The following is a 22,710-nucleotide window of genomic DNA, read 5'->3' as shown; positions in this document are numbered from 1 at the left end:
CTGGAAACTAATTCGACATGGACTTAGGCCACCGCCTGATGTACCTCGATCACATTGCCTTCGGGGTCGTGAAAGAACACCTGATGCCATTCCTTGGCAAAGGCGGTGCCGTAGTCCGAATAGGGAATGCCCTTGGCGTCGAGCAACGCAAGGAACGCGGCGATGTCGTCGGTGCGAAATGCGATGTGGCCGCGTTCGACCGGATTGATCACCTCGCCATTGTCAAAGGCCACGCGCAGGTTCTTTTCCGCCAGATGCATCTGCATCGCGCCATCCGTGGCAAAGCGGATCTTGCCCGCATAGCCCTTGCCATCCTTGGCCTCGGGGCGCGGAAAAGACGTGATCGGAATATCGTCCAACCCCAAGACGTTGGTATAGAAATCATGCAGCCGGTCGACGTCCTCGGACACATAGTTGATGTGATGAAATTCCAGCTTCATAACCGCCTCGCCTGTTGTCGTGCCCCATAGACTAGCACCACGCTCAGGCGTGCGAAACGCCCTGAATACGGGGCACATAAAAAGGCCGAGCACCTGATTGAACAGGCGCTCGACCGTGCGGGGTGGCTGGTCTAGGGCGGGATGTCCTGCCCTAGAAGTCGAGATTGAAGGTCAAAGACGCGCCATAGCTTTCATAACCCGAGGCCCCGATCCCGTCATAGAAACCGACGATCTCGGAATACATCCCGCCGCCGTTGTCATAGGCCAGACCCAGTTCGACCCGTGCGCGCGCGCCCTTAAGATCACTGGCGGAAATCGCGGCGGACCCACTGCCGTTGACGATGTTGTAGGACCCCTGCAGCCCCCCGTTAATCGTCCAACCGGGTGCGTTGTCGCCCAAAGGCGCCTCGAAATCGAGGGCCAGCGCGACCTGTCCGATCTCCAGCGTCTGCTTGCCGATCAGATTGCCCAGACCGTCAATATAGGCCTCTTGGGTGTCCGAGCTGTAGGTCGCCGAAATTGTCGGGAACAGGGTCACATCGCCGTGCTGCATCTCGCCCGAGAGATCACCGTGCACCAACAGACGCTCGGTATCGAAATTGTCGGTGAAGGTGCCAAACGGGCTGATGTCATTACTGGATTGGCCATAAAGGACATAGGCGTTGTAATAGAGCGCCTGATCCTTGGTCCGCCCCGAAAGATACGGCCCCACCAACCAACCGGTCCCATCGACCGAGACCGCGCCGTCGGTTTGATCTGCCTGATCGATTTGCAGCATCCCCCCAAAGGCAAGGTCCGGCGTGATCCACGTATGCGCGCCGAATGCCCCATGGACATAGGTCGTTTCGGCGGTGCCGATTGTGCTTTGGCTGCCCGTTAGATTGAACCAGAACGGCAGGTCCGCGCCCGACTTGATGTCAAAGGCGGTCGTGCCCCCTTTGGTCGAGAACTGGAACGCCCCGCCGCGACGCCCAAAGACGATGGAGCGCAGCTTGGGCTGATGGTTCAGCAACTGGGCCGAGCGCGCGGCGATAAAGGTCGCGATCTCTTCTTCGGTCTCTTCAACCGACTGATCGGCGATGGTTTCCACCGAAGATGCCTCATTCCCCGCGCCATTGGCGGCAAAGGCCACGCGTTCTGGTATCGACACGGTCACATCGCCCGCGCCCGACGGCGTGATGGTGATGGTATAGACCGCGCCACTGCCCGAAACGGCGGTTGCACTGCCGTTGGTGACCACAACGTCACCCGCAACGAACCCTGTGACCACCTCGCTAAAGGTGGCGATGACGTCAAAGGTCGTTGTGCCCGACACGGACGACGGCAGACCGGACAAGGTCACGGTCGGACCCGGATCGGCCTCGCCCTGCACAGTGACGTCGAACGGGTTTTCATCCGCATCATCGTTGCCCAAGGACCACGCGAATTGGAACGCGCCACTGTCATCGGGGCTGATGTTGAAGGTCAGTTCGGACGTCCCCCCCGGCGCGACCGTGCTGACCGAGATGCTGGTCGAGACAACGGTGACGTTGCTGGGGCTGGTGGTGGTCACGCCACCGAGGTTCAGGGTGTTCGTGCCCGTGTTACTGATCGTATAGGTCAGGGCCGCGGTCACCCCCTCAGGGCGGCTGTCGGTCAGGGTATCGGTGCCCCCGTCCGCGACCGCACCGCCGCTGCCACCCGAAGTGACCTCGATCTCGGGCGCCCCGACAGAGGTCCCCACCACCGCGATGTCATAGAGGTCATCCCCCACATCGTTGTTGGCAACGACCAGATCAAAACTGAACACACCATCAAGCGTCGGGGTATATGTCACATCGAACGTCGCCGTCCCGCCCAGGGGCGCAACGGACGAGGTGCTAAAGGCCGTGACGCTGTCGATCGTGACGTTGACCGGATTGGCCTGTTGCAGGTTGAACAGGGTCAGGGTGTCGGTGCCCGAGTTTTCCACCGTAAAGGTCACCGTCACCGGCACGCCTGCCGTCTGGGTCCCTTGGGCCAATGTGCCGCCATCGTTGACAGACCCGCCGATCGACGCCGAAACGCCAATGTCTGGAAAGCCGGAGGCGGAACCAGTGACCGCGATGTCAAAATTCGTCTCGTCCGCATCGTTACTGACCAGATCGATGTCGAACCCATAGGCCCCCGCAATCGTCGGGGCGTATTGGATAACCATGTTGGTTGTCCCGCCCGGAACAAGGGTCGTGCTGCCGATCACCAAAGACGACACGGTCGCATTGGCCTCCCCGCTAATCGCGTTGGCCAAAGACGGCGTCGTGATGTTCAGGGTATCCGTGCCCGTGTTTTCAATGGTGTAGGTCACCGACACCGTGTTCCCCGCAACCCGCGTGCCGTGCCCATCCGTGCCCCCATCAGTGAGCCCCCCCGAAATGGACGACGAGATCGCGATCTCGGGCGCGCCCGTCGCCGTGCCCGACACCGTTACGTTATAGGGGTTTTCGTCGCTGTCATCGTTCACCATCGACAGGTCAAAACCGAACGCGCCCGCAATTGTCGGGGTGTAGTTCACGGTGAAAGTCGTGGAGCCGCTAGGGGCAACCGTGGTGCTGGCCGGGGCGGAGATGCTGTTGACCGTCACGTTGCTGGCCCCCGACGACGTCGCCGTCGCCAAGGTCAAGGTGTCGGTGCCGGTGTTTTCCACCGTCACGGTCAGGGCAACCGCGCCTGACGCCGTCTGACTGCCCTGCGCCAAGGTGCCGCCATCGGCAACCACGCCGCCGATCGACCCGCTCAGACCGATTTCGGGCGCGCCCGTCGCCGTGCCCGACACCGTTACGTTATAGGGGTTTTCGTCGCTGTCATCGTTCACCATCGACAGGTCAAAGCTGAACGCGCCCGCAATTGTCGGGGTGTAGTTCACCGTAAAAGTCGTGGAGCCGCTGGGGGCGACGGTGGTGCTGGCCGGGGCCGAGATGCTGTTGACCGTCACATTACTCAGGGCCGAGGACGTCGCCGTCGCAAGGGTCAAGGTGTCAGTGCCGGTGTTTTCAACGGTAAAGGTTACCGCGACCGCACTCGCCGCCGTCTGCGTCCCTTGGGCCAAGGTGCCGCCATCAGCCACTGCCCCGCCAATCGACCCGCTCAGCCCGATTTCAGGCGCGCCCGTCGCGTCGCCGGAAACGGTCACGTTGTAGGGGTTTTCGTCGCTATCATCGTTCACCATCGACAGGTCAAAGCTGAACGCGCCCGCGAGTGTCGGGGTGTAGTTCACCGTAAACGTCGTGGTTCCGCTGGGGGCGACCGTGGTGCTGGCCGGAGCCGAGATGCTGTTGACCGTCACGTTGCTGGCGCCCGAGGACGTCGCCGTCGACAGGGTCAAAGTACCCGTGCCGGTGTTTTCAACGGTAAAGGTCACCGCGACCGCGCCTGCCGCCACTTGCGACCCCTGCGCCAAGGTGCCGCCATCGGCAACCGCGCCGCCGATCGACCCGCTCAGCCCGATTTCGGGCGTGCCCGTCGCCGAACCGGATACGCCGATGTCAAAGGTCGCCTCATCCGGATCGTCACTGACGATGTCCAGATCAAAGGTGAACAGACCCGGAGCCGTCGGCGTATAGGTCACGTCAAGCGTGGTTGACCCACTGGGCGCGACGGTCGCGCTGGCAAGGGAAATCGCGTCGACCGTGACGTTGCTTTCGTTCGAAATGCTGCTCATTAACGACGGCGCAGTCAGGGTCAGGGTCCCCGTACCAGTGTTGGAAATGGTGTAGGTCACGGTTCGCTGGACCGCGGCCGCCTGTCCGCCTTGGAAATCCGTATCTCCGTCATTCAGGCTGCCAACGGCAGAGGACGACACCACTGCGATGTCGGGCGTCCCGACCGCCGAACCGGTCGTGCTGAACGTGAACGGGTCCTCATCGGGATCGTCACTGCCCACGGCAAAGTCAAAGCTGAACGCGCCCTCGGCTGTCGGGACATAGTGGATGATCAAAGAGGTCGTGCCGTTCAGCGCCGACAGGGTCTGGGACCCGATGGTCACGGCGTCGATGGTCACGTTGCTTAGGTTCGACGCATCGCCCGCCGAAGGCAGGTCGATGTTCAACACATCTGTGCCGAGGTTCGAGATGTCATAGATGGCGAAATTGGTCGCCCCGACTGTCGCGCTTGAGCCTGCCGAACCGGTGCCGCCGTTGGCGACGGGGGTGCCTTGGGGGTCATCAAAGGCAATGTCGGGCGAACCTGTCCCCGTGCCCGAAACGGTAAAGTTATACGGGTTTTCGTCCGCGTCATCGTTCACAAAGCTCAGGCCAAAGCTGAACGAGGTCGCCAAGGTCGGCGTATAGGCGACGGTAAAGGTGGTTGTGCCACTGGCCGAGACTGTGCTGCTGGCAGGGGCCGAGATCGAGTTGACCGTGACATTACTCAGGGCCGAGGACGTCGCCGTCGCAAGGGTCAGGTCGGCGTCGCCGCTGTTGGCCACGGTAAAGGTGATCGTGGTCTGTGCCCCTGCTGCCTGATTGCCCTGCGCCAAGGTGCCACCATCGGCAACTGCACCGCCGATATCGGCAGAAACCGAAATCTCGGGCAGGTTGACGAGGGTATAAGTTTCTTCCGTGCTTGGTGTCGTGTTGCTCAGGGCGTTGCCAGCCAGGTCCTCGATATTCTGGGCCCCGTCGAAGGTCAGACCGACGGTTCCGTTAAAGGTGGCCAGATCGCCGCCCGATACGGTGACGTCATAGACAGACGCGCTTACCGCAGACACAGCGCTCACGCTGCCCGTGGTCCCACTGCCGTCAAAGTCGGAGGTGTCAACGTTCTGAACGTCCTCGTCAAAGGTAACGCGGAACACCAAAGTATCCGAATTGGTCGAGGCCGCCGCCGGAGTCTGGCGCAGGACGGATGTGACCGTGGGGGCCGTGGTGTCGCCACCGCCGCCGATCGCTCCACTGCCGCCCGAGAAGGTATAGACAAAGCTAAAAGGCACGCCGCCATAGCTGCCGCTGACCGTACAACCGGAATTACAGGTCACATTCGCGGAAGAGCCGTTGCTGATCGTGCCAGTGGTGCCGCTGTCATGTTGAACTGTATAGGTCAGAACACGCGGGTCGGGATCGGAGGGAAGATCCTGAATCGTGAAATTCGTCGTGCCGTTGGAAAACTGTTCAATGAAGATGAAATCGTCATTGAACGCCCAGTCGCCGGGGATAGGGCCACCGGTCACTTCGGCGCAATTGTCACGGATAAAGTTCAGGCCCAATTGCTGGTTCACGGCGATGCTGGGACAGTCGGTGACAGCCGCCTGCGCCGGACCACTTGGCGCAAGCCACATCGTCGCCGCCAGCATCACCATCATCAGCGCCGAAAAAACGCGCGTCATCACAGAGCGCCCTGCCCCAACCAATTTCCCGCCCGTCGCGCGGCCGTTCAAAAAATTTGTCATCTCTTCCCCAGTTGGCCCAATTGGCCTGTCCGTAACCCTTTGGCGGGATGCGCGAATGGGACCTAGCAGGTCAGTCGGCCCCAGACCGGCCCCCTCCGCACACAACCGCTTTGCCACAGGTGCGATCAATTTCTGGGGGCACACTGGCACAACCCATGGCCGAACCAGAAACCCAATCACACGTTTCTGTCACCCGCCTGACTAAAGTGTCGGAAAAAGATCATAGGCTGATTTTCAGACGCCCACGCCCAAGCGCGCATGGGCCAATGATTACTATGCCAAGGCCCACTTTATTTCGGGCCGCTCATTTCTTTTTCGGATGTGCCGGCGTCCATAGGACCCGCGACACACCACTCGGGGAGGATCAGATGTCAGAACCGTTTCTCGCGGAAATCCGCATGATGGGGTTTAATTTTGCGCCACGGGGATGGGCGTTTGTGGATGGGCAGATTTTGCCGATCAACCAGAACCAGTCGCTCTATTCCCTGCTGGGGACGACCTATGGCGGGGATGGGCGCACGACCTTTGCCCTGCCCGACCTGCGCGGGCGTACGCCCCTGCACAAGGGCGATGGCCATACTTTGGGTCAGCGCAGCGGGGCCGAGACCATGACCCTGAGCGCGGCAGAAACCCCCAGCCACAGCCACGGCGTCAAAGCCTCATCCACCCAAGGCAATAATCCCTCGCCCGCGAACGCCGTTCTGGGCGCTGAAACGGGTACGGAATTCGCCTATGGCGCGCCGGAGGTGGCGTCGATGACGCCCCTACGGACGGGGACCGTGACCAACGCGGGCGGCGGACAGGCGCATGAAAACATGCAGCCCTATCTGGCCGTCAGCTTTTGCATCGCCCTGCAGGGCCTGTTTCCCTCGCGCAACTGAATTATCGGAGGACATTGGAATGTCAGACCCTTTTGTAGGTGAAATCCGGATGTTTGCCGGTACCTTTGCGCCGCGGGGATGGGCGTTTTGCGACGGTCAGCTGTTGGCGGTGTCACAGAACGACGCGCTCTTTTCGCTTTATGGGACAATCTATGGCGGGGATGGGCGCACGACCTTTGGTCTGCCGGATATGCGCGGACGCCTGCCCATCCACCAAGGATCGGGCCCCGGCCTGTCGACGCGCCGGTTGGGCGCCAAGGGCGGTGCGGAACACGTCACCCTGACCACGAACCAGTTGGCCAGCCACACCCATGACATGATGGCAAACACCCAACCGGGCACTACGGTTGCCCCCGCAGATATGGTCACGGCCCAAGGTGTCGGCGTCAGTTTCTACGCCGAACAGGCCCCAGACACGATGATGGCCGCCACCATGCTGAGCAACTCTGGTGGCAGCCAAAGCCACACCAACCTGATGCCCGCGCTCTGTGTGAACTTTATCGTCGCACTGTTCGGCATCTATCCCAGCCGCCACTAGGAGATCGACATGTCAGAACCGTTTATTGCCGAAATCCGCATTTTCGCTGGGAATTTCGCGCCGCGCAGTTGGGCCTTTTGCGATGGCCAACTGTTGCCAGTGTCACAGAACACCGCCCTGTTTTCCCTGATCGGGACGACCTACGGGGGCGACGGGCGCACCACGATGGCCCTGCCCAACCTACAGGGACGCGCCCCTATGCATCCCGGTCGCGGCCCCGGCCTGACCGACCGGCGTTTGGGCCAAACGACAGGCGTGGAAAACGTCACCCTGAACGAGACCCAACTGCCCCGCCACTCGCACACCGTGCTTGCCACAACGACCCCGGGCGTGTCCGGTCCACCCACGAACAAAAGTGCACTGGCCCGCAACGGGTTTGGCGACACCCTTTATCAATCGGACACGACCGAGAACCTTGTCGATCTCGCCCCCGAGGCGATGTCGCATGACGGCGGCGGCCAGCCCCATTTCAACATGCAACCCTATCTCGCCCTGAATTTTATCATTGCACTGCAAGGTCTCTATCCGTCGCGCTCGTAACGCGCGCCGTGCTCACCGCAGTCCACACAAGGGACGACCACATGTCTATTGAACAAACCATCGACGACGCCACCCCCGTCATGCCCGACGACTCTGTGTCCTATTACCGCGTGTTCATCGCGGCGGTTCAGGACGACGGTGCGCTGGTCTATTTCGACCAAACCACGGAAAACGGCCCGTTCAACAGCACCGCAACCCGCCTTGGCGCAGCAAGCTATGCTACCTCGCCCCTGTCGGCATGGACCACACTGGACGGCTATGTGTCCATTCTGGCGCAGGACAGGGCGACCCATAACCTGACCTATATCACCGAAAACACCGCCGCAGGTGAGGACCGGTTCATCGACCCTGTTGATCTGGGCCGTCCCTCGGGGGTCAGTGCCTTTGGCAACTCTCTTCTGACCAGCGGCCTCGACGGTTTGACCAATGTCTTTGCCCTGTCTCAGGGCAAGGACGGTCAGATCTGGTGGAAATACGAAAACCCGCCACAGATCGTTGAGACGGTGCAATTCGTGGTTCCCCCGGGTATGACCGAGCCGGTGCAGGTCGTCGCCAAAACCGCCTACCCGCCGGAACAGCCGTGGTCGGACTGGGTGCAAATGCCCGGTGCCTCATCGCGCCTGACGGCCTGTGCCAATGCCGATGGCCGCATCATCCTGTGCAGCGTCAATTCAAACCGCCAACCCTATATCAATTTTCAAACCGGCACCGATCCGTTGGCCCCCGAAATCTGGGCCGGATGGCAACCGATGATCGATGGCGCGGTTGTTGCGATTGATCAAATCGAAATGGCGATGGATGGTGCGTCGCTTGTCCATATCTTTGGCCGTTCGGGGTCGCGGATTTATATGAAGGCGCAAACCGACGTGAACTCGGATACCTTCTCGGACTGGGTTCTCTTTGCCGCGTTTGAGCAGCAGATTCAGGACATTGCGGTCAGTTACTGCGCCGATGGCGGCCTTTACGTCGCGGCCCATGTCGGGTCGGGCAACGACAGCCCCATCTACGCCACCTATCAAGTGGCCAACCAGACGCATCACTGGACCACGCCGCGCGTGGCGACCTTTATGCGCGGCACGGGGCCGACGGCGATCTCCCTGTTTCCGAACGCGGACGGCGCTCTGAACATGTTCCTCTACAACGGGGCGGACCGGACCCTGTCCTACACCGCACAAGAGAGCGGCGCGTTCTGGCGCACAGGCTGGACCCCGATCGGGGAAAAGGTGGCCAATTACGCGGTTACACAGGACGTCACGCCATCGGCGGGTGACATCGGGGCGGACTAGGGTGACGCACCCCCTGCCCCTACATCACGCAACGCGCTATGGGCTGCACCTGCGGCCCATAACGGACGACGATATGGGTTTTCTGACCGCGCTTTACCGGTCAACCCGAGAGGACGAATTGAACCTTGTTCCGTGGTCCGAAGCCGACAAGCAGGCCTTTATCGAGATGCAGTTCACGGCCCAGCACAGCCATTACCAGAAACACTATCCCGATGCGCTCTGGCTGGTGATGGAACAGGCGGGACGGCCCATCGGGCGGCTCTATCTGGAACGCTGGGGGCGCGAACATCGCATCATCGACATTGCCCTGATGCCCGAGGCGCGTGGGCGCGGGATCGGACGGGCGGTGTTACAGGACGTGATGGATGAAGCCGCGCGCGCCGGAAAACAGGTCGGCATTCATGTGGAAAAGACCAACCCCGCCATGACGCTCTATCATCGGTTGGGGTTTCAACAGGCCGAGGATAAGGGCGTTTACGACCTGATGATCTGGACCGTGCCCGCCCCTGTCCGTGCCTAAGGGTTAGCCGAAAATCGCCTCATACTGCAGCCCCTCGTCCGTTTGGGCGACGGGCACCAGAAACAGATCAACAGGCCCCAGATCAACGTGGTTCAGGCGATAAGTCCCCTGCGCCAGTTGCAGGTCCGCAGGCCCCTGCCACAACAGCGAAAACGCCCCGCCTGCACGATCACCAGTGGCCAGCGGTTTGACCTCAACCAACCGCAAGCTCAGCGCAGGCTCCACCGAAACAACATCGAAGGCGGCCTCTAGAAAGGGCACGAAATCCTTTTGCGTGGCGTGTTTCGTGTCGAGCATAGCCAATTTCCCTCCAGCCATAACACTTTGAAGCTAGGGAATTTCGCGAGGCCTGCCAACCTTACGTCTCCGGGCTTGCGAGATGATTTTAGCATGCATGACGTAAACCCGCTCTGATCAGTAAACTACGCGACAGAAATCGTTAAATCACCGGCATTCCGCGCTGCATCAATTAACCATTTGTTAACCTTTATTAACGCCCGTGATAGCGTCAGTGCCACGTTCATGATTTGGCCTGTGGTATGTTCCGAAACACATTTATTACCCTCACCGTACTTGTATCCTCTATCACGCCGGCATTTGCCGACACATGGATTGAGGGCACCGTTACCCACATCCGCGATGTCGACACGATTGAGGTTGCAGACATCCCAATCCGTCTCAACGGGTTGGATGGACCAGAACTATCCGAAAAAGGCGGAAAAGCCGCCAAAGAGTGGATGATTAACCTCGTCACTGATGCCACCCTTAAATGCGCTTTAAACGGGGATAAAACATATGACCGCCTCGTGGGGAGTTGCTACCTAAACGACGGGACGGACATTGCGGCTCTTGCGGTTCAACAGGGGCATGCCCGCGATTGCCCACGCTATTCTGGCGGCCGCTATTCGGCTTTTGAAACCAATAAAAGTCAGCAACTGATCCTACATAAGTACTGCCGCTAGGCACTATGGCGATGACAATATCTAGAACCGCGCGGCCCATCGTCATCGCGTGTATTTTGACCTTAGCCCAGTTCCCAACCCCTTCGGCCAGCCACTCTGGCGGGTTGAATAAAGACGGCTGCCACGCAGGCTCTCGCCCCTATCATTGTCATCGCCCACAGGTCGAAACGGCGTCCAACAGTCCTGCTGTCAAGAAATCAAAAACCGGAATTTGTCACGCCAAAGGCACGCGGTATTACCATCAAACCAAAAGGTTCACCACCTACAAAAACGTAGATGCTTGCTTACGGTCGGGAGGCCGGTTGCCAAAACGTTGATCGGGCGAAACGCGGATAGCTTGGGTCATGGCGGAGGAGGTGGGATTCGAACCCACGGTACGCTTTCACGCACGCCGGTTTTCAAGACCGGTGCATTCGACCACTCTGCCACTCCTCCGGTCAGGGGTGCATACTCGCTGAAAATTGATTCTGAAAGCGTCCTTGCTGGCCGTTTTTTGCCACCGGTGGGTGCAGGCCACTTTCCATACCCCCTTGTGCCCGCTATCATGACGCGCAAAGGCTTGGGGACAGGCAGATCGGGCCTTTGGGACAAGCGAAACATCAGTTTTCGCGCACAGAGGGGCATGAGGAATGACGCAGTTGGCAAAAGGGCGGCTTTGGGTGGCGCTCTGCAGTATCGCAGCGCTGAGCGCCTGCGAGGAAGGCGCGTCCCTGTTCGGGACCACAACCACCGCACCGGAAACCAGCACGACGACCACCTTGGTCGAGCGCGACGTCGAAGCACCCGATGTGTTTCAGGCAAATGAAAACGGTCTGTGGGACGGGCGTCCGTCGCTGGGCGGGGTTTGGGTTGCCTCGACCGACGCGACCGACCCTGAGCGTGTGATCATCCGCAACGAGACCAACGGCAAGTTCGTGATCGGGGCGCTATTCCGCCGTGAACGCGAATTGCCCGGGCCGAAATTGCAGGTGTCCTCGGACGCGGCGGCGGCCATCGGAATGCTGGCCGGTCAGCCGACATTGTTGAACGTCACGGCCCTGCGCCGCGAAGAGGTTCCGGTTGAGCCGCCGGTTGAGGCAACCGCGCTGGCCCCCAGCGAAGAGATTGAGACCGAAACCTTGGCCGATGATGATGCGATTGCGGTTGCGGCCGCGGCCCTCGACGCCATGGACGACACCAAAGAGGGCGCCCCAGCCGCCACCACACCGGCACCTGCCGCGGCTCCGGCGGCGACCTCGTCCCTTGAGAAACCGTTCATTCAGGTCGGCATCTTCAGTGTCGAGGCCAACGCCACCCGCACGGGCAAGATCCTGCGCGATGGGGGTTTGGTGCCTGAAATCCTGGCCCAGGAAAGCAAGGGCAAACCGTTCTGGCGTGTGATCGTTGGCCCCGCTGGCAACAGCTCGCAGCGCGCCGCCCTTTTGAAGACTGTCAAAGAGTTGGGCTATACCGACGCCTATTTCGTTACCAACTAGACCGAAGCACCTGCGCGGAAACGAGACAAGAGACGCCCCATGCGACACCTGATTGCCTTTGTGACGGCGCTGTGCGCCCTGATCAGCCTATCCACCGCGGCCACCGCCGCATTCGAGACCCGCGCGACGGCGGCCTATGTTCTGGACCAGACGACCGGCACGGTTCTGTTGTCCAAGAACGCCGAAACGCCCCTGCCGCCCGCGTCGATGTCGAAACTGATGACGCTGAACATGCTGTTTGAGGCCCTGCGCGACGGGCGCGTGTCGCTGGACACCCAGTTCACCGTCTCGACCAAGGCCAAGAACATGGGCGGCTCGACCATGTTTCTGGACGAAACCGACCGCCCCACCGTGGCGCAGTTGATCCAAGGGATCATCGTCCAGTCCGGCAATGACGCCTGTGTTGTCGTGGCCGAGGGGCTGGCGGGCACCGAAGACGCCTTTGCCCGTCTGATGAACCAACGCGCACAGGCGCTTGGGATGACCTCCTCGACCTTTGCAAACGCCTCCGGCTGGCCCAACCCGAACCAGCGGATGAGCATGAAAGACCTTGCCACGCTGGCCAACCGGCTGATCACCGAATTCCCCGAATACTACGGCTATTTCGGTCAGCCCGAGTTTGATTTCGATGGCCGCGCGCCGCAAAACCGGTTCAACCGCAACCCCCTTCTGCGTCTGAACATTGGCGCCGACGGTCTGAAAACCGGCCACACCCAAGAGGCGGGTTATGGCCTTGTGGGGTCGGCCGTTCAGGGCAACCGCCGTGTGATCGTGGTGATTTCCGGCCTGAATTCCGAGGCCGAGCGCGCCGAAGAGGCCGAGCGTTTGGTCAACTGGGCGTTTCGTCAGTTCATTCAGCGCACGGTGGTCAAGGCCGACGCGCGCCTGACGGACACGCAGGTTTGGCTCGGCGATGCGCATCGCGTGGGTCTGGTCGCCGGTGAGGACGTCAACCTGTTGGTGCCTGCGGTTCTGCAGGGTGAGATCAGCGCGACCGTGGAATATGAAACCCCCGTCACCGCGCCGGTGACCAAGGGCCAACCCCTTGGCGAGTTGGTGATCGACATGCCCGACATGGAACAGGTGCGTGTGCCCCTGCTGGCGGAAAACGACGTGGCCAAGGGCGGCTTCCTGCCCCGTTTGCGCACCGCCGCAACGGTCCTGTTTGAAAAGATCAACTCCGAGGCCGCAGGCCTGTGAGCAAGGGTCGGTAAACATGGGCGCGGGCCTGTTCATCACGTTTGAGGGCATCGACGGCTCGGGTAAGTCGACCCAGGCCCGCCTGTTGGCCGAGCATCTGCGCGCTACGGGCCGCGCCGTGCATCTGACCCGTGAACCGGGTGGGTCTACGGGGGCCGAGGACATCCGCGCGCTGGTTTTGCAGGGGGATCCGGACCGGTGGTCGCCGGAAACGGAACTGTTGCTGTTCACCGCCGCGCGCCGCGACCATCTGGAAAAGACCATCTCGCCGCGCGTGGCCGCCGGTGACATCGTGATCTCGGATCGCTTTGTCGACAGCACCCGCATCTATCAGGGCATCACACGGTCCCAACTGCGCGCCGAGGTGGATCAGCTGCACGCGCTGATGATCGGGCGTGAGGCCGACCTGACCTTTCTGATCGACATGGACCCCGAAACCGGCCTGTCCCGCGCCAAGGGGCGTGGCGGAGCGGAAGAACGGTTCGAGGACTTCGGCCTGTCCCTGCAACAGGCCAGCCGTCAGGGCTTTCTGAACCTTGCCGATGAATTTCCCGACCGCATCGTGGTGATTGACGGCAACCGCCCGCAAGAGGCCGTCTCCGCCGACATCGCCGCCCATATGGACCGCGTATTGGGATGAGCACGGATCTCGAAGACATCCCCGAGGCTGACCGCGTCGAAGGTGCCCCGCACCCGCGTGACACCGCACGCCTGATCGGGCAATCCCGCGCCGAGGCCGCGTTTCTTGAGGCCTATAACACGGGCCGGTTGCACCACGGATGGCTGATCACCGGTCCGCGCGGCGTGGGCAAGGCGACGCTGGCGTGGCGGATCGCGCGGTTCCTGTTGGCGACCCCACCTGCGGGAGATGACGGGTTGTTCGGCGCGCCGCCCCCGCCCGAAACATTGGACATCGCACCGGATCATCCCGTGGCCCGCCGGATGCAGGCCATGGCCGAACCCGGTCTGTTCGTGCTGCGCCGCGCGTGGGATGACAGCAAGAAGCCAGCGCGGATGAAAACCGTCATCACCGTGGATGAGGCGCGCAAGCTCAAGACCTTTTTCTCCCTCTCCGCGACCGATGGCGGACGCCGCGTCGTGATCGTCGATAGCGCGGATGAGATGAACCCGAACGCGGCCAACGCCCTGCTAAAACTCCTCGAAGAGCCGCCCGCCGATGCGATCCTGATGCTGATCTCGCACCAGCCCTCGCGCCTGCTGCCGACGATCCGCTCGCGCTGTCGCGAATTGCGGCTGGACACGCTGGGCGCCGATGACATGGAACAGGCCCTGATCCAAGCGGGCGCGGATGTAACCGACCCGACCGCCTTGGCCGCGCTGTCCGGCGGATCCGTAGGCGAGGCAATCCGCCTGACAAACCTCGACGGTCTGGACATGTACCGCACCCTGCTGGCGCTGTTTGCCGGTGCGCCGCGTATTGATCGCCCGCGTGCCCTTGCCCTTGCCAACAGTGTCACCGGCAAAGGGGCCGAGGCGAAACTGGACCTGTTACTGCGCCTGTTGGACCTGTTCCTGATCCGTCTGGCGCGCACCGGTGCCGGCGCCCCGCCTGTCCCCGAGGCCGCACCGGATGAGACCGCGATCCTGTCCCGGCTTGCCCCGAATGTGACCGCCGCCCAAGGCTGGGCCGCGCTGGGTGCGGAACTTGGCGGCAGAATCCGGCACGGACGGGCGGTCAACCTTGACCCTGCGGCGCTGATCCTTGATACCGTCCTTAAGATTGATCAGACGGCGGCGAAATTTGCCGCCTGACAGGCAGGCGCATGAGCACAATTCCACATATCACCGACAGTCACTGCCATCTGGATTTTCCGGATTTCGCCGATGAATTGCCCGACGTTATTGAGCGCGCCGTCGCCGCCGGTGTGACGCGGATGGTGACGATCTGCACGCGCCTGCGCAACGAACCCACCGTGCGCGCCATCGCCGAACGGTTTGACCCCGTGTTCTATGCCGCAGGCACCCACCCGATGAGCGCGGCGGACGAACCCATGGCGACCGTGGACGAGCTGATCGCCCTGTCCCAGCATCCGAAATTCGTCGGCATCGGCGAGACCGGCCTTGATTACCATTACACCGCCGACAGCGCCGAGGTGCAGAAACAAAGCCTGCGCATCCATATCGCCGCCGCACAGGAAACCGGCCTGCCTTTGATCATCCACGCGCGCGCCGCCGATGACGACATGGCCGATATCCTGCGCACAGCCTACGACGAGCGGCCCTATAGCTGTGTCATGCATTGCTTTAGCTCATCTGCCGAACTGGGCCGCGCGGCACTGGACCTTGGGTTTTACCTGTCGATGTCGGGCATCGCGGCCTTTCCGAAATCGCAAGAGCTGCGCGATATATTTGCCGCCGCGCCGGTTGACCGCATTCTGGTCGAAACCGACGCGCCCTATCTCGCGCCCCCGCCCCATCGCGGCAAGCGCAACGAACCCGCCTACAGCGCCCTGACCGCACATGTCGGCGCGGATGTGTTCGGCATGGATTACCCCGCCTTCGCGGCCCAGACACAGGCCAATTTCGACCGCCTGTTCTCCAAGGTCAGCGCCTATAAGGCGGCCGCATAATGGCGCGGATGCATTTCACCATCCTTGGCTGCGGCTCATCGGGCGGCGTGCCACGGTTGGGCAATAACTGGGGCGATTGCGACCCGACCAACCCCAAGAACACGCGCACGCGCTGTTCCCTGTTGGTCGAACGCGAAGATGACACCGGCATCACCCGCGTGTTGATCGACACGACACCGGACATGCGCGCGCAACTGCTGCGCGCGGGTGTTGGCGAACTGGACGGGGTGATCTACACCCACGCCCATGCCGACCACGTGCATGGCCTCGATGACCTGCGCCAGATCGTGTTCAACATGAAATCCCGCCTGTCGGTCTGGGCCGATGGCGCGACGCAAGACGCCCTCTATTCGCGGTTCGGCTATGCCTTTATCCAACCGGCGGATTCGCCCTATCCCCCGATTCTGGACATGCACACGATCAAGGGCGACGTGACCATCTCCGGCGCGGGTGGCGACATCACATTTACCCCCCTGCGCGTCGATCACGGCAGCATCGACGCCCTCGGGTTCCGGATCGGCGATCTGGCCTATATCCCCGATGTGGTCGAAATGTATGACGAGACATGGCCGAAACTGGACGGGCTGTCGGTGTTGATCCTCGACGCGCTGCGCCGCACGCCGCACCCGACGCACCTGCATCTGGACAAGGCGCTGGACTGGATCGACCGCCTGTCGCCCGCGCGCGCCGTGCTGACCAATATGCACATTGATCTGGACCATGACACCGTGGCCGCCGAGACCGCCGATCACATCGATCCGGCCTACGACGGGATGACCCTGACGCTGGAGCTCTAGCATGAACGCGCTGATCGACGTCATCCTGCCGGTGTTCCTCGTTCTGGGCTTCGGCTATCTGGCGACGTGGCGCCGCTTCATCACCGAACCCGCGATTGACGGGCTGATGAAGTTTTCCCAGAACTTCGCGATCCCCTGCTTGCTCTTTAGCGGGATTTCGACGCTGGACCTCGGACAGAACTTCGAAATCCGCCTGCTGCTGTCCTTTTATACCGGCGCGATTTCGGGCTTTACCGTCGGCCTTCTGGGCGCGCGGTTCCTGTTCAAACGCGACTGGGAGGACTGCGTCGCCATCGGCTTTATCGGGCTGTTCTCGAACTCGCTCCTCCTTGGCCTGCCGATCACCGAGCGCGCCTATGGCCCCGACGCCCTCGCCCCAAACTACGCCATCATCTCGATCCACGCGCCGATCTGCTATTGCATCGGGATCAGCGTCATGGAAACCGTCCGCAACCGTGGTAACGACGCGCTCTCGACCCTGCGCGCGATCCTCAAGGCGATGTTCAAAAACGCGCTGGTGATCGGGATCACTCTCGGCTTTATCGTGAACCTCTCGGGCCTCACCCTACCCGGCCCCGTGTCCGAGGCGCTTGGCCTGATGATCCGCGCGGCCCTGCCCGCCGCGCTCTTCGCCCTTGGCGGCGTCCTCTATCGCTACCGGCCTGAGGGCGACCTGCGCGCCATCGCCTTTGCCTGCGCGCTCTCGCTGCTGCTCCACCCGATGATCACCTTCGGCATGGGTACGGCTCTGGGCCTCAGCACCGGCCAGATGCGCTCGGCGGTCCTGACCGCCTCCATGGCGCCCGGGGTCAACACCTACCTGTTCGCGAACATGTACGGCGCCGCCCGCCGCGTCGCGGCCTCCTCGGTGCTGATCGGCACGGCCATGTCGATCCTGACCATCTGGGTCTGGCTGGCCATCCTGCCCTGACGCCCCCTTCATCTTGGCCCAAATACTCAAACAAAAACCGGGCCCAAAGGCCCGGTTTTCTCTGTTCCAAAACTGTCAGCCAGATTAGCCCGGCGACATCCCGCGCAGCCGCTCCGAGCGACGGCGCAGCAACTCGACCGTGGTCAACAGGGCAATCGAAATCCCAACAAGGATCGTCGCCACCGCCAGAATGGTCGGGCTGATCTGCTCGCGCAGACCGGTGAACATCTGCCACGGCAGGGTCTTTTGACCGGCCGAGCCGACGAACAGAACCACAACCACCTCATCAAACGAGGTGATAAAGGCAAACAGGCCACCCGAAATCACACCAGGCAGGATCAGAGGCATTTGGATCTTGAAGAACGTGGTCACGGGATCCGCGCCCATATTCGCCGCCGCACGGGTCAACGACCGGTCAAACCCGACCAGTGTCGCCGTCACGGTGATGATCACGAACGGAATGCCAAGGGCCGCATGCGCCAGAACCACACCGACATAGGTGCCCTGTAGGCCGATCCGGCTGTAGAAAAAGTACATACCAGCCGCCGAGATGATCAGGGGCACAATCATCGGCGAGATCAGGATCGCCATGATCGCGCGCCGGAATGGCACGTGATCTTGGCTGAGACCCACCGCCGCCAGCGTCCCCAAGGACACCGACAACAGCGTCGCAACCGGCGCGATTTGAACCGAGTTCACCAGCGCTTGCTGCCAGTCGGGATTGCTAAAGAAATCCTGATAGTGCTTGAACGAATAGGCATCCGCCTCAAACGCCAGCATCCCCGGCGTGAAGGTGAAAAAGTTCTCGGCGTTAAAGCTGAGCGGGATGATCACCACAATCGGCGCGATCAGAAAGAACAGGATCAGGCCGCACAGCACCTTAAAGGTATAGTGCCAAATGCGCTGACCCGTTGTGGCATAAGGGGGTAGTTCCATGGTTTTTCTCCTTAGCCCAAGCTGACGTTGTCGATGCCGACGATCTTGTCATAGACCCAGTACAGGATCAGAACGACCGCCAACAGAATGGTGCCCAAGGCCGCCGCCAGACCCCAGTTCAGCGAACTGGAAATGTGATAGGCGATCCGGTTGGAAATGAACGTCCCGGTGGTGCCACCCACCAGTTCGGGCGTGATGTAATAGCCGATGGCCAGAATAAAGACCAAGATACAGCCCGCCCCGATCCCCGGCACAGATTGCGGGAAATAGACGCGCCAGAAGGCCACCCAGTTCGTCGCGCCAAGGGATTTGGCCGCACGCACGTAATAGGGCGGAATGGTCTTCATCACGGAATAGAGCGGCAGGATCATAAACGGCAACAGAATATGGGTCATGGCCACGATCGTACCGAACTGGTTGTTGATCATCACCAGACGATCCGCGTCATCCACAATGCCAATCCACACAAGGATATCGTTGATTACGCCCTGTTGCTGCAGCAGGATTTTCCACGCCGAGGTCCGCACCAAAAGCGAGGTCCAGAACGGCAACAGCACGAGAATCATCAACAGGTTCGACGTGCGCATCGGCAGGTTGGCCAGCAGAAACGCAATCGGATAGCCGAGGATCACACAGCTGCCCATGATCATCAGGCTCATGAACAAGGTGCGCTTGAAGAGCAGCATGTAGATCTGGCGATCTTCCGGCAGGCTCTCAATCCCGTCGGGCGACTTTTTCAGGTCAACCGAGGCAAGGAAATAGCCGCTGGTGTATTCGGGGGTGAAGGCCTTGATCGTGCCCCACACCTCGGGATCGGTCCAGCCTTTGTCGGCTTTGACGAACAGGTCCTTGGTGGTGGTGACCTCAAACGTGGGCACCGCAGCAGCAGCGTCTGCGATCAACGCCGCGCTCTCGCCGCTAAAGGCCGAGGCCGCGTCGGGGTTTGCGATCAGGTCCGTGTAAAGGGCCAGATAGACCGGATGCCACGGCTCTTCCTCGGTGACGCTATCGCCATCTTTTTCTGCAATCGTCTTGGCAAAATCGGAATAGATCGACGCGGTTTCCGGCAGCGCCTGCTCGGCGGCGGGTGAAATCGCGAAGGGATCGGTCGAAGCCGCCATCAGCGCGGCCCAAGTCGCGGGCTCTTCCCACGCGGGGTTCAGCGCGACGAATTGATCGGTGTAGTCCTCACCGAAATCATCAACGCGGCGGCCCGTTTTACGGAACATCGAGGAGATACCGGTGGTTTCATAGTTTAGACGCGAACCCAGACGGGTGTGCGTTTTCAGTTCTGCCGCCGTGACCATGTCATAGGTCATCATGCGGTAGACGTCTTCAGGCGGAGCCTCGCCCGCTTCGTGATCCCAGTCTTCCAGCGCGACAACAGTGCGCGGCAGGGTCTCGGAAACGATGGCGTTCTCGACCGAGCGGAACAGCATATCCGCAATCGGGCCAACAAAGGTCACCAGAATAAAGATTAGCAGGGGTGCGATCAGGGCAAGGGCACGCAGTTTCTGCGCCCGCAGGGCACGCTGCAAACTCTTTTTCAATGGGGTGCCGTCGGCCGCAAGCACCGGGCCGGCTTGGGAGGCGTCGCTCATACCGTTTCCTGTTGAAAATGTTGTTTTTATTTGGTGCGGGGGCCCGTTGTCAGGCCCCCGCAAGCGTTAGGTCAGAGACCTATTATTTCGCCAGCCACGCCTGGAATTTTGCATCCAGATCGTCGCGGTAATCAGCCCACCATTCGTAGTTGTACAGGAAGGTGTTGGTGGCGTTTGCTGGATCGGTCGGCATGTGCGGAGCCATGTCGATGCCCAGCGTTGCGTGCTGACCTACCAGCGGTGCGGACGATGCACGTGCCGGACCGTAGGAGATGTATTTCGCCTGATCCGCCAGACGCTGGGTGTCGGTTGCGAAGTGCAGGAAGTCCATGACGCGAGCCAGACGGTCTTCGGGCAGACCGGCGGGAACGATCCAGCCGTCAAGGTCGAACACCTGTGCGTCCCACAGCATCGCTACGGGCTGGTCCTGCTCTTCGATCAGCGAGAACAGACGACCGTTATAGGTCGAACCCATTACAACTTCGCCATCAGCCAGCAGCTGGGGCGTGTCAGCACCGGCCGACCACCAGACAACGTTGTCTTTGATGGTGTCCAGTTTCGCCAGAGCTTGGTCCTGACCAGCTTCGGTCGACAGAACGTCGTAAACGTCGGCCTTGGCTACGCCGTCACACAGCAGTGCCCATTCCATGTTGTTGATCGGACGCTTTTCCAGCGAGCGCTTGCCCGGGTAAGCTTCGAGATCGAAGATCGCGCAGATGTCGGTCGGCGCGGTGTCGCCCACCAGATCGGTGCGATAGCCAACGGTGGTCGAGTAAACGATCTGCGGGATGAAGCAATCCGAGACCAGCAGGTCGCCAAAGTCTTCCGAGGCGGGGGTGCCATCGGGCGCAGCGGCCAGAACTTCGTCGTGGTCGATTTCCAGAGCCAGACCTTCGTCACACAGACGGATCGCGTCCGAGGCCACAACGTCAACCAGGTCCCAGGTGATGTTGCCAGCTTCGTTCATGGCGCGCAGTTTGGCCACAGCTTCGTTCGAGCTTTCGTCCCAGACAACTTCCAGACCGTCGTGATCGGCCTTGTAGGGATCCGAGTATGCGTTGGTTTGCGACGCCTGATAGGCACCGCCCCAGCTGACCAAGGTCATGCTGTCGGCCATGCCGTGGCCTGCGGCGTACGCCGAGGCAGCAGCGGCGATGGCGCCGGTCGAAAGCATAATTGTCTTGAGTTTCATGCTTAGTCTCTCCTTGTTTACAGCCCGTTTGTCTTGGGGGCCCCACACCACCGGGCAAGGTCGCGGGGTCATCTCATCACGCGCGGGGACTTAGGCGTCCAGCGCGCGACAATCTTCTGCCAACCAACCGATCTCAATCATCTCGCCGGCTTGCAGGCGACGTTGGTCGGGGGCGTTACGGGTTTTGATGACGAAATCGTCACGGCCCGCGACGCGCAGTCGGGTTCTAAAGATATCGCCCATGTAGATGAATTCCATGACCTCAGCCTTGAGCGTGCGCGCATCAGGGCTTAGGCGGTCCTTGTTGAATTCAACGCGTTCGGGGCGGATCGACACCTTGGTGCGCTCACCGGCCTTGGACACGTTTACGGGCATTGCATCGATCAACTCACCACCGTCCAATTGGACCACAGCGCGTTCGGAATTGATTTCCTTGATCACGCCTTCAAGTGTGTTGTTCTCACCGATGAACTGGGCAACAAAGCTGTTCTCCGGCTTTTCATAGAGCAGATCCGGCGGCGCCAGTTGCTGGATGCGACCGTCGTCAAACACCGCAACACGGTCCGACATGGTCAAGGCCTCGGTCTGGTCGTGGGTCACGTAAACCGTGGTGATCCCCAGCGAGTGCGCCAGATTGGTGATCTCGAACTGCATGTGTTCGCGCAGCTGTTTGTCGAGCGCGCCCAGCGGTTCGTCCATCAGAACCAGTTCCGGTTCAAAGACCAACGCACGGGCCAGCGCGATACGCTGTTGCTGACCACCGGACAACTGGGTCGGACGGCGGCCGCCGAAATCGCCCATCTGGACCATCTCTAGGGCGCGTTTGACCTTGGCCTCACGCTCGGATTTGCCCAGCTTGCGTACCTCAAGAGGGAAGGCAAGGTTTTCGGCAACCGTCATATGCGGGAACAAGGCGTAGTTCTGGAACACCATCCCGATGCCGCGTTTGTGCGGGGGGATGTTGTTGATCGGCTTACCATCCAACAGGATTTCGCCGTGCGTTGCGGTTTCAAACCCCGCAAGCATCATCAGGCAGGTGGTTTTGCCGGACCCCGACGGGCCGAGCATCGTCAGAAACTCGCCTTTGCCAATCGAGAGGTTAAGATCTTTGACGACGAGAGTTTCGCCATCATAACTTTTTTGTACGCGATCAAAGACCACGAAACCGTTTTCGGGCGCGGTGGACAAAATGGCTCCCCTGTTTTTCTCGGGCCGATTTGTTCGGCCACTTAGAATCCTTATTGCTTTGACGGTATCATCCTATGTCACGCATGCAACCACGTTTCCAAAACGACCGGCAACCGGCATTTTGCGACTTGTCCGGCGCTAGCACTGTGGAAAATTTGACAGGTACATAGCCAAATTTCCGTGCAGATCCCTTTGAGCCATGGTGCCTTCACGAGTCAGCGTTTCGCGAAA

Annotated in this window: 19 protein-coding genes, 1 tRNA gene and 1 pseudogene; 13 read left to right on the top strand and 8 right to left on the bottom strand. The window is 60.9% G+C overall.

Features of this window, described 5'->3' with window-relative positions:
• Positions 1–23: 23 nt before the first annotated feature.
• Together R1W00_RS05870 and R1W00_RS05865 are read right to left on the bottom strand one after the other, a co-directional pair.
• A complete protein-coding gene (locus tag R1W00_RS05870) occupies positions 24–440 on the bottom strand; it encodes a VOC family protein (protein ID WP_317261796.1) in 417 nt (138 codons plus the stop codon).
• 151 nt (positions 441–591) lie between these two features.
• Positions 592–5,778 (bottom strand): choice-of-anchor D domain-containing protein, encoded by a 5,187-nt coding sequence (locus R1W00_RS05865; RefSeq protein WP_317261795.1) that lies wholly within the window; start codon positions 5,776–5,778, stop codon positions 592–594.
• 431 nt (positions 5,779–6,209) lie between these two features.
• Between R1W00_RS05865 and R1W00_RS05860 the strand changes: the two genes are divergently transcribed.
• The 5 genes from R1W00_RS05860 to R1W00_RS05840 are packed head-to-tail and all read left to right on the top strand — an operon-like array spanning position 6,210 to position 9,606.
• Complete coding sequence (locus R1W00_RS05860; RefSeq protein WP_317261794.1) at positions 6,210–6,722, top strand: phage tail protein; 513 nt, start codon at positions 6,210–6,212, stop codon at positions 6,720–6,722.
• Between the two features lie 19 nt (positions 6,723–6,741).
• Positions 6,742–7,260: a phage tail protein gene (locus R1W00_RS05855; protein WP_317261793.1), complete on the top strand. Its 519-nt coding sequence runs from the start codon at positions 6,742–6,744 to the stop codon at positions 7,258–7,260.
• Between the two features lie 9 nt (positions 7,261–7,269).
• A complete protein-coding gene (locus R1W00_RS05850) occupies positions 7,270–7,800 on the top strand; it encodes a phage tail protein (RefSeq protein ID WP_317261792.1) in 531 nt (176 codons plus the stop codon).
• A 41-nt stretch (positions 7,801–7,841) separates the two neighbouring features.
• Entirely contained in the window at positions 7,842–9,086 is a 1,245-nt protein-coding gene (locus R1W00_RS05845; RefSeq protein WP_317261791.1) for a hypothetical protein, read from the top strand.
• Positions 9,067–9,606: a GNAT family N-acetyltransferase gene (locus R1W00_RS05840; RefSeq protein ID WP_317261790.1), complete on the top strand. Its 540-nt coding sequence runs from the start codon at positions 9,067–9,069 to the stop codon at positions 9,604–9,606. The genes R1W00_RS05845 and R1W00_RS05840 overlap by 20 nt, the downstream gene beginning before the upstream one ends.
• A 3-nt stretch (positions 9,607–9,609) precedes the next feature.
• Here R1W00_RS05840 and R1W00_RS05835 read toward each other — a convergent pair whose 3' ends face one another.
• A complete protein-coding gene (locus R1W00_RS05835) occupies positions 9,610–9,903 on the bottom strand; it encodes a DUF6916 family protein (RefSeq protein WP_317261789.1) in 294 nt (97 codons plus the stop codon).
• Positions 9,904–10,145: 242 nt separating this feature from the next.
• On the opposite strand from R1W00_RS05835, the gene R1W00_RS05830 reads away from it, so the two are divergent.
• A complete protein-coding gene (locus R1W00_RS05830) occupies positions 10,146–10,568 on the top strand; it encodes a thermonuclease family protein (RefSeq protein WP_317261788.1) in 423 nt (140 codons plus the stop codon).
• A 345-nt stretch (positions 10,569–10,913) separates the two neighbouring features.
• Here the strand turns inward: R1W00_RS05830 and R1W00_RS05825 are convergent.
• Positions 10,914–11,003: transfer RNA gene (locus R1W00_RS05825), tRNA-Ser, on the bottom strand.
• Between the two features lie 194 nt (positions 11,004–11,197).
• Here R1W00_RS05825 and R1W00_RS05820 point away from each other — a divergent pair.
• The 7 genes from R1W00_RS05820 to R1W00_RS05790 are packed head-to-tail and all read left to right on the top strand — an operon-like array spanning position 11,198 to position 17,562.
• Entirely contained in the window at positions 11,198–12,043 is an 846-nt protein-coding gene (locus tag R1W00_RS05820; RefSeq protein ID WP_317261787.1) for an SPOR domain-containing protein, read from the top strand.
• A 39-nt stretch (positions 12,044–12,082) separates the two neighbouring features.
• Positions 12,083–13,243 (top strand): D-alanyl-D-alanine carboxypeptidase family protein, encoded by a 1,161-nt coding sequence (locus tag R1W00_RS05815; RefSeq protein WP_317261786.1) that lies wholly within the window; start codon positions 12,083–12,085, stop codon positions 13,241–13,243.
• A 16-nt stretch (positions 13,244–13,259) separates the two neighbouring features.
• The gene (gene tmk / locus R1W00_RS05810; protein WP_317261785.1) at positions 13,260–13,883 is read left to right on the top strand and encodes a dTMP kinase; all 624 of its coding nucleotides are present in this window, start codon (positions 13,260–13,262) and stop codon (positions 13,881–13,883) included.
• The gene (locus tag R1W00_RS05805; protein ID WP_317261784.1) at positions 13,880–15,016 is read left to right on the top strand and encodes a DNA polymerase III subunit delta'; all 1,137 of its coding nucleotides are present in this window, start codon (positions 13,880–13,882) and stop codon (positions 15,014–15,016) included. Before tmk ends, R1W00_RS05805 begins: the two co-directional genes overlap by 4 nt.
• A gap of 11 nt (positions 15,017–15,027) precedes the next feature.
• A complete protein-coding gene (locus R1W00_RS05800) occupies positions 15,028–15,834 on the top strand; it encodes a TatD family hydrolase (RefSeq protein WP_317261783.1) in 807 nt (268 codons plus the stop codon).
• Positions 15,834–16,631 (top strand): MBL fold metallo-hydrolase, encoded by a 798-nt coding sequence (locus R1W00_RS05795; protein ID WP_317261782.1) that lies wholly within the window; start codon positions 15,834–15,836, stop codon positions 16,629–16,631. Before R1W00_RS05800 ends, R1W00_RS05795 begins: the two co-directional genes overlap by 1 nt.
• 1 nt (position 16,632) lies before the next feature.
• The gene (locus R1W00_RS05790; protein ID WP_317261781.1) at positions 16,633–17,562 is read left to right on the top strand and encodes an AEC family transporter; all 930 of its coding nucleotides are present in this window, start codon (positions 16,633–16,635) and stop codon (positions 17,560–17,562) included.
• A gap of 84 nt (positions 17,563–17,646) precedes the next feature.
• Here the strand turns inward: R1W00_RS05790 and R1W00_RS05785 are convergent.
• The 4 genes and pseudogenes from R1W00_RS05785 to R1W00_RS05770 all read right to left on the bottom strand — a co-directional run.
• Positions 17,647–18,501: pseudogene (locus tag R1W00_RS05785) on the bottom strand (ABC transporter permease); the annotation flags it as partial.
• An 8-nt stretch (positions 18,502–18,509) separates the two neighbouring features.
• Positions 18,510–20,099, bottom strand: coding sequence for an ABC transporter permease (locus tag R1W00_RS05780; RefSeq protein ID WP_317261779.1), 1,590 nt, complete (start codon positions 20,097–20,099; stop codon positions 18,510–18,512).
• Between the two features lie 82 nt (positions 20,100–20,181).
• Positions 20,182–21,291, bottom strand: coding sequence for an extracellular solute-binding protein (locus R1W00_RS05775; RefSeq protein WP_317261778.1), 1,110 nt, complete (start codon positions 21,289–21,291; stop codon positions 20,182–20,184).
• Positions 21,292–21,381: 90 nt separating this feature from the next.
• Positions 21,382–22,482 (bottom strand): ABC transporter ATP-binding protein, encoded by a 1,101-nt coding sequence (locus R1W00_RS05770; protein ID WP_410901537.1) that lies wholly within the window; start codon positions 22,480–22,482, stop codon positions 21,382–21,384.
• Positions 22,483–22,710 lie beyond the last annotated feature (228 nt).

Origin of the sequence: Rhodovulum sp. FJ3 (assembly GCF_032918305.1) — a bacterium.
Lineage (GTDB): Bacteria > Pseudomonadota > Alphaproteobacteria > Rhodobacterales > Rhodobacteraceae > SAT37.
The sequence above is the reverse complement of the archived record's forward strand: the minus strand, read 5'-3'. Positions and strand labels throughout refer to the sequence as shown.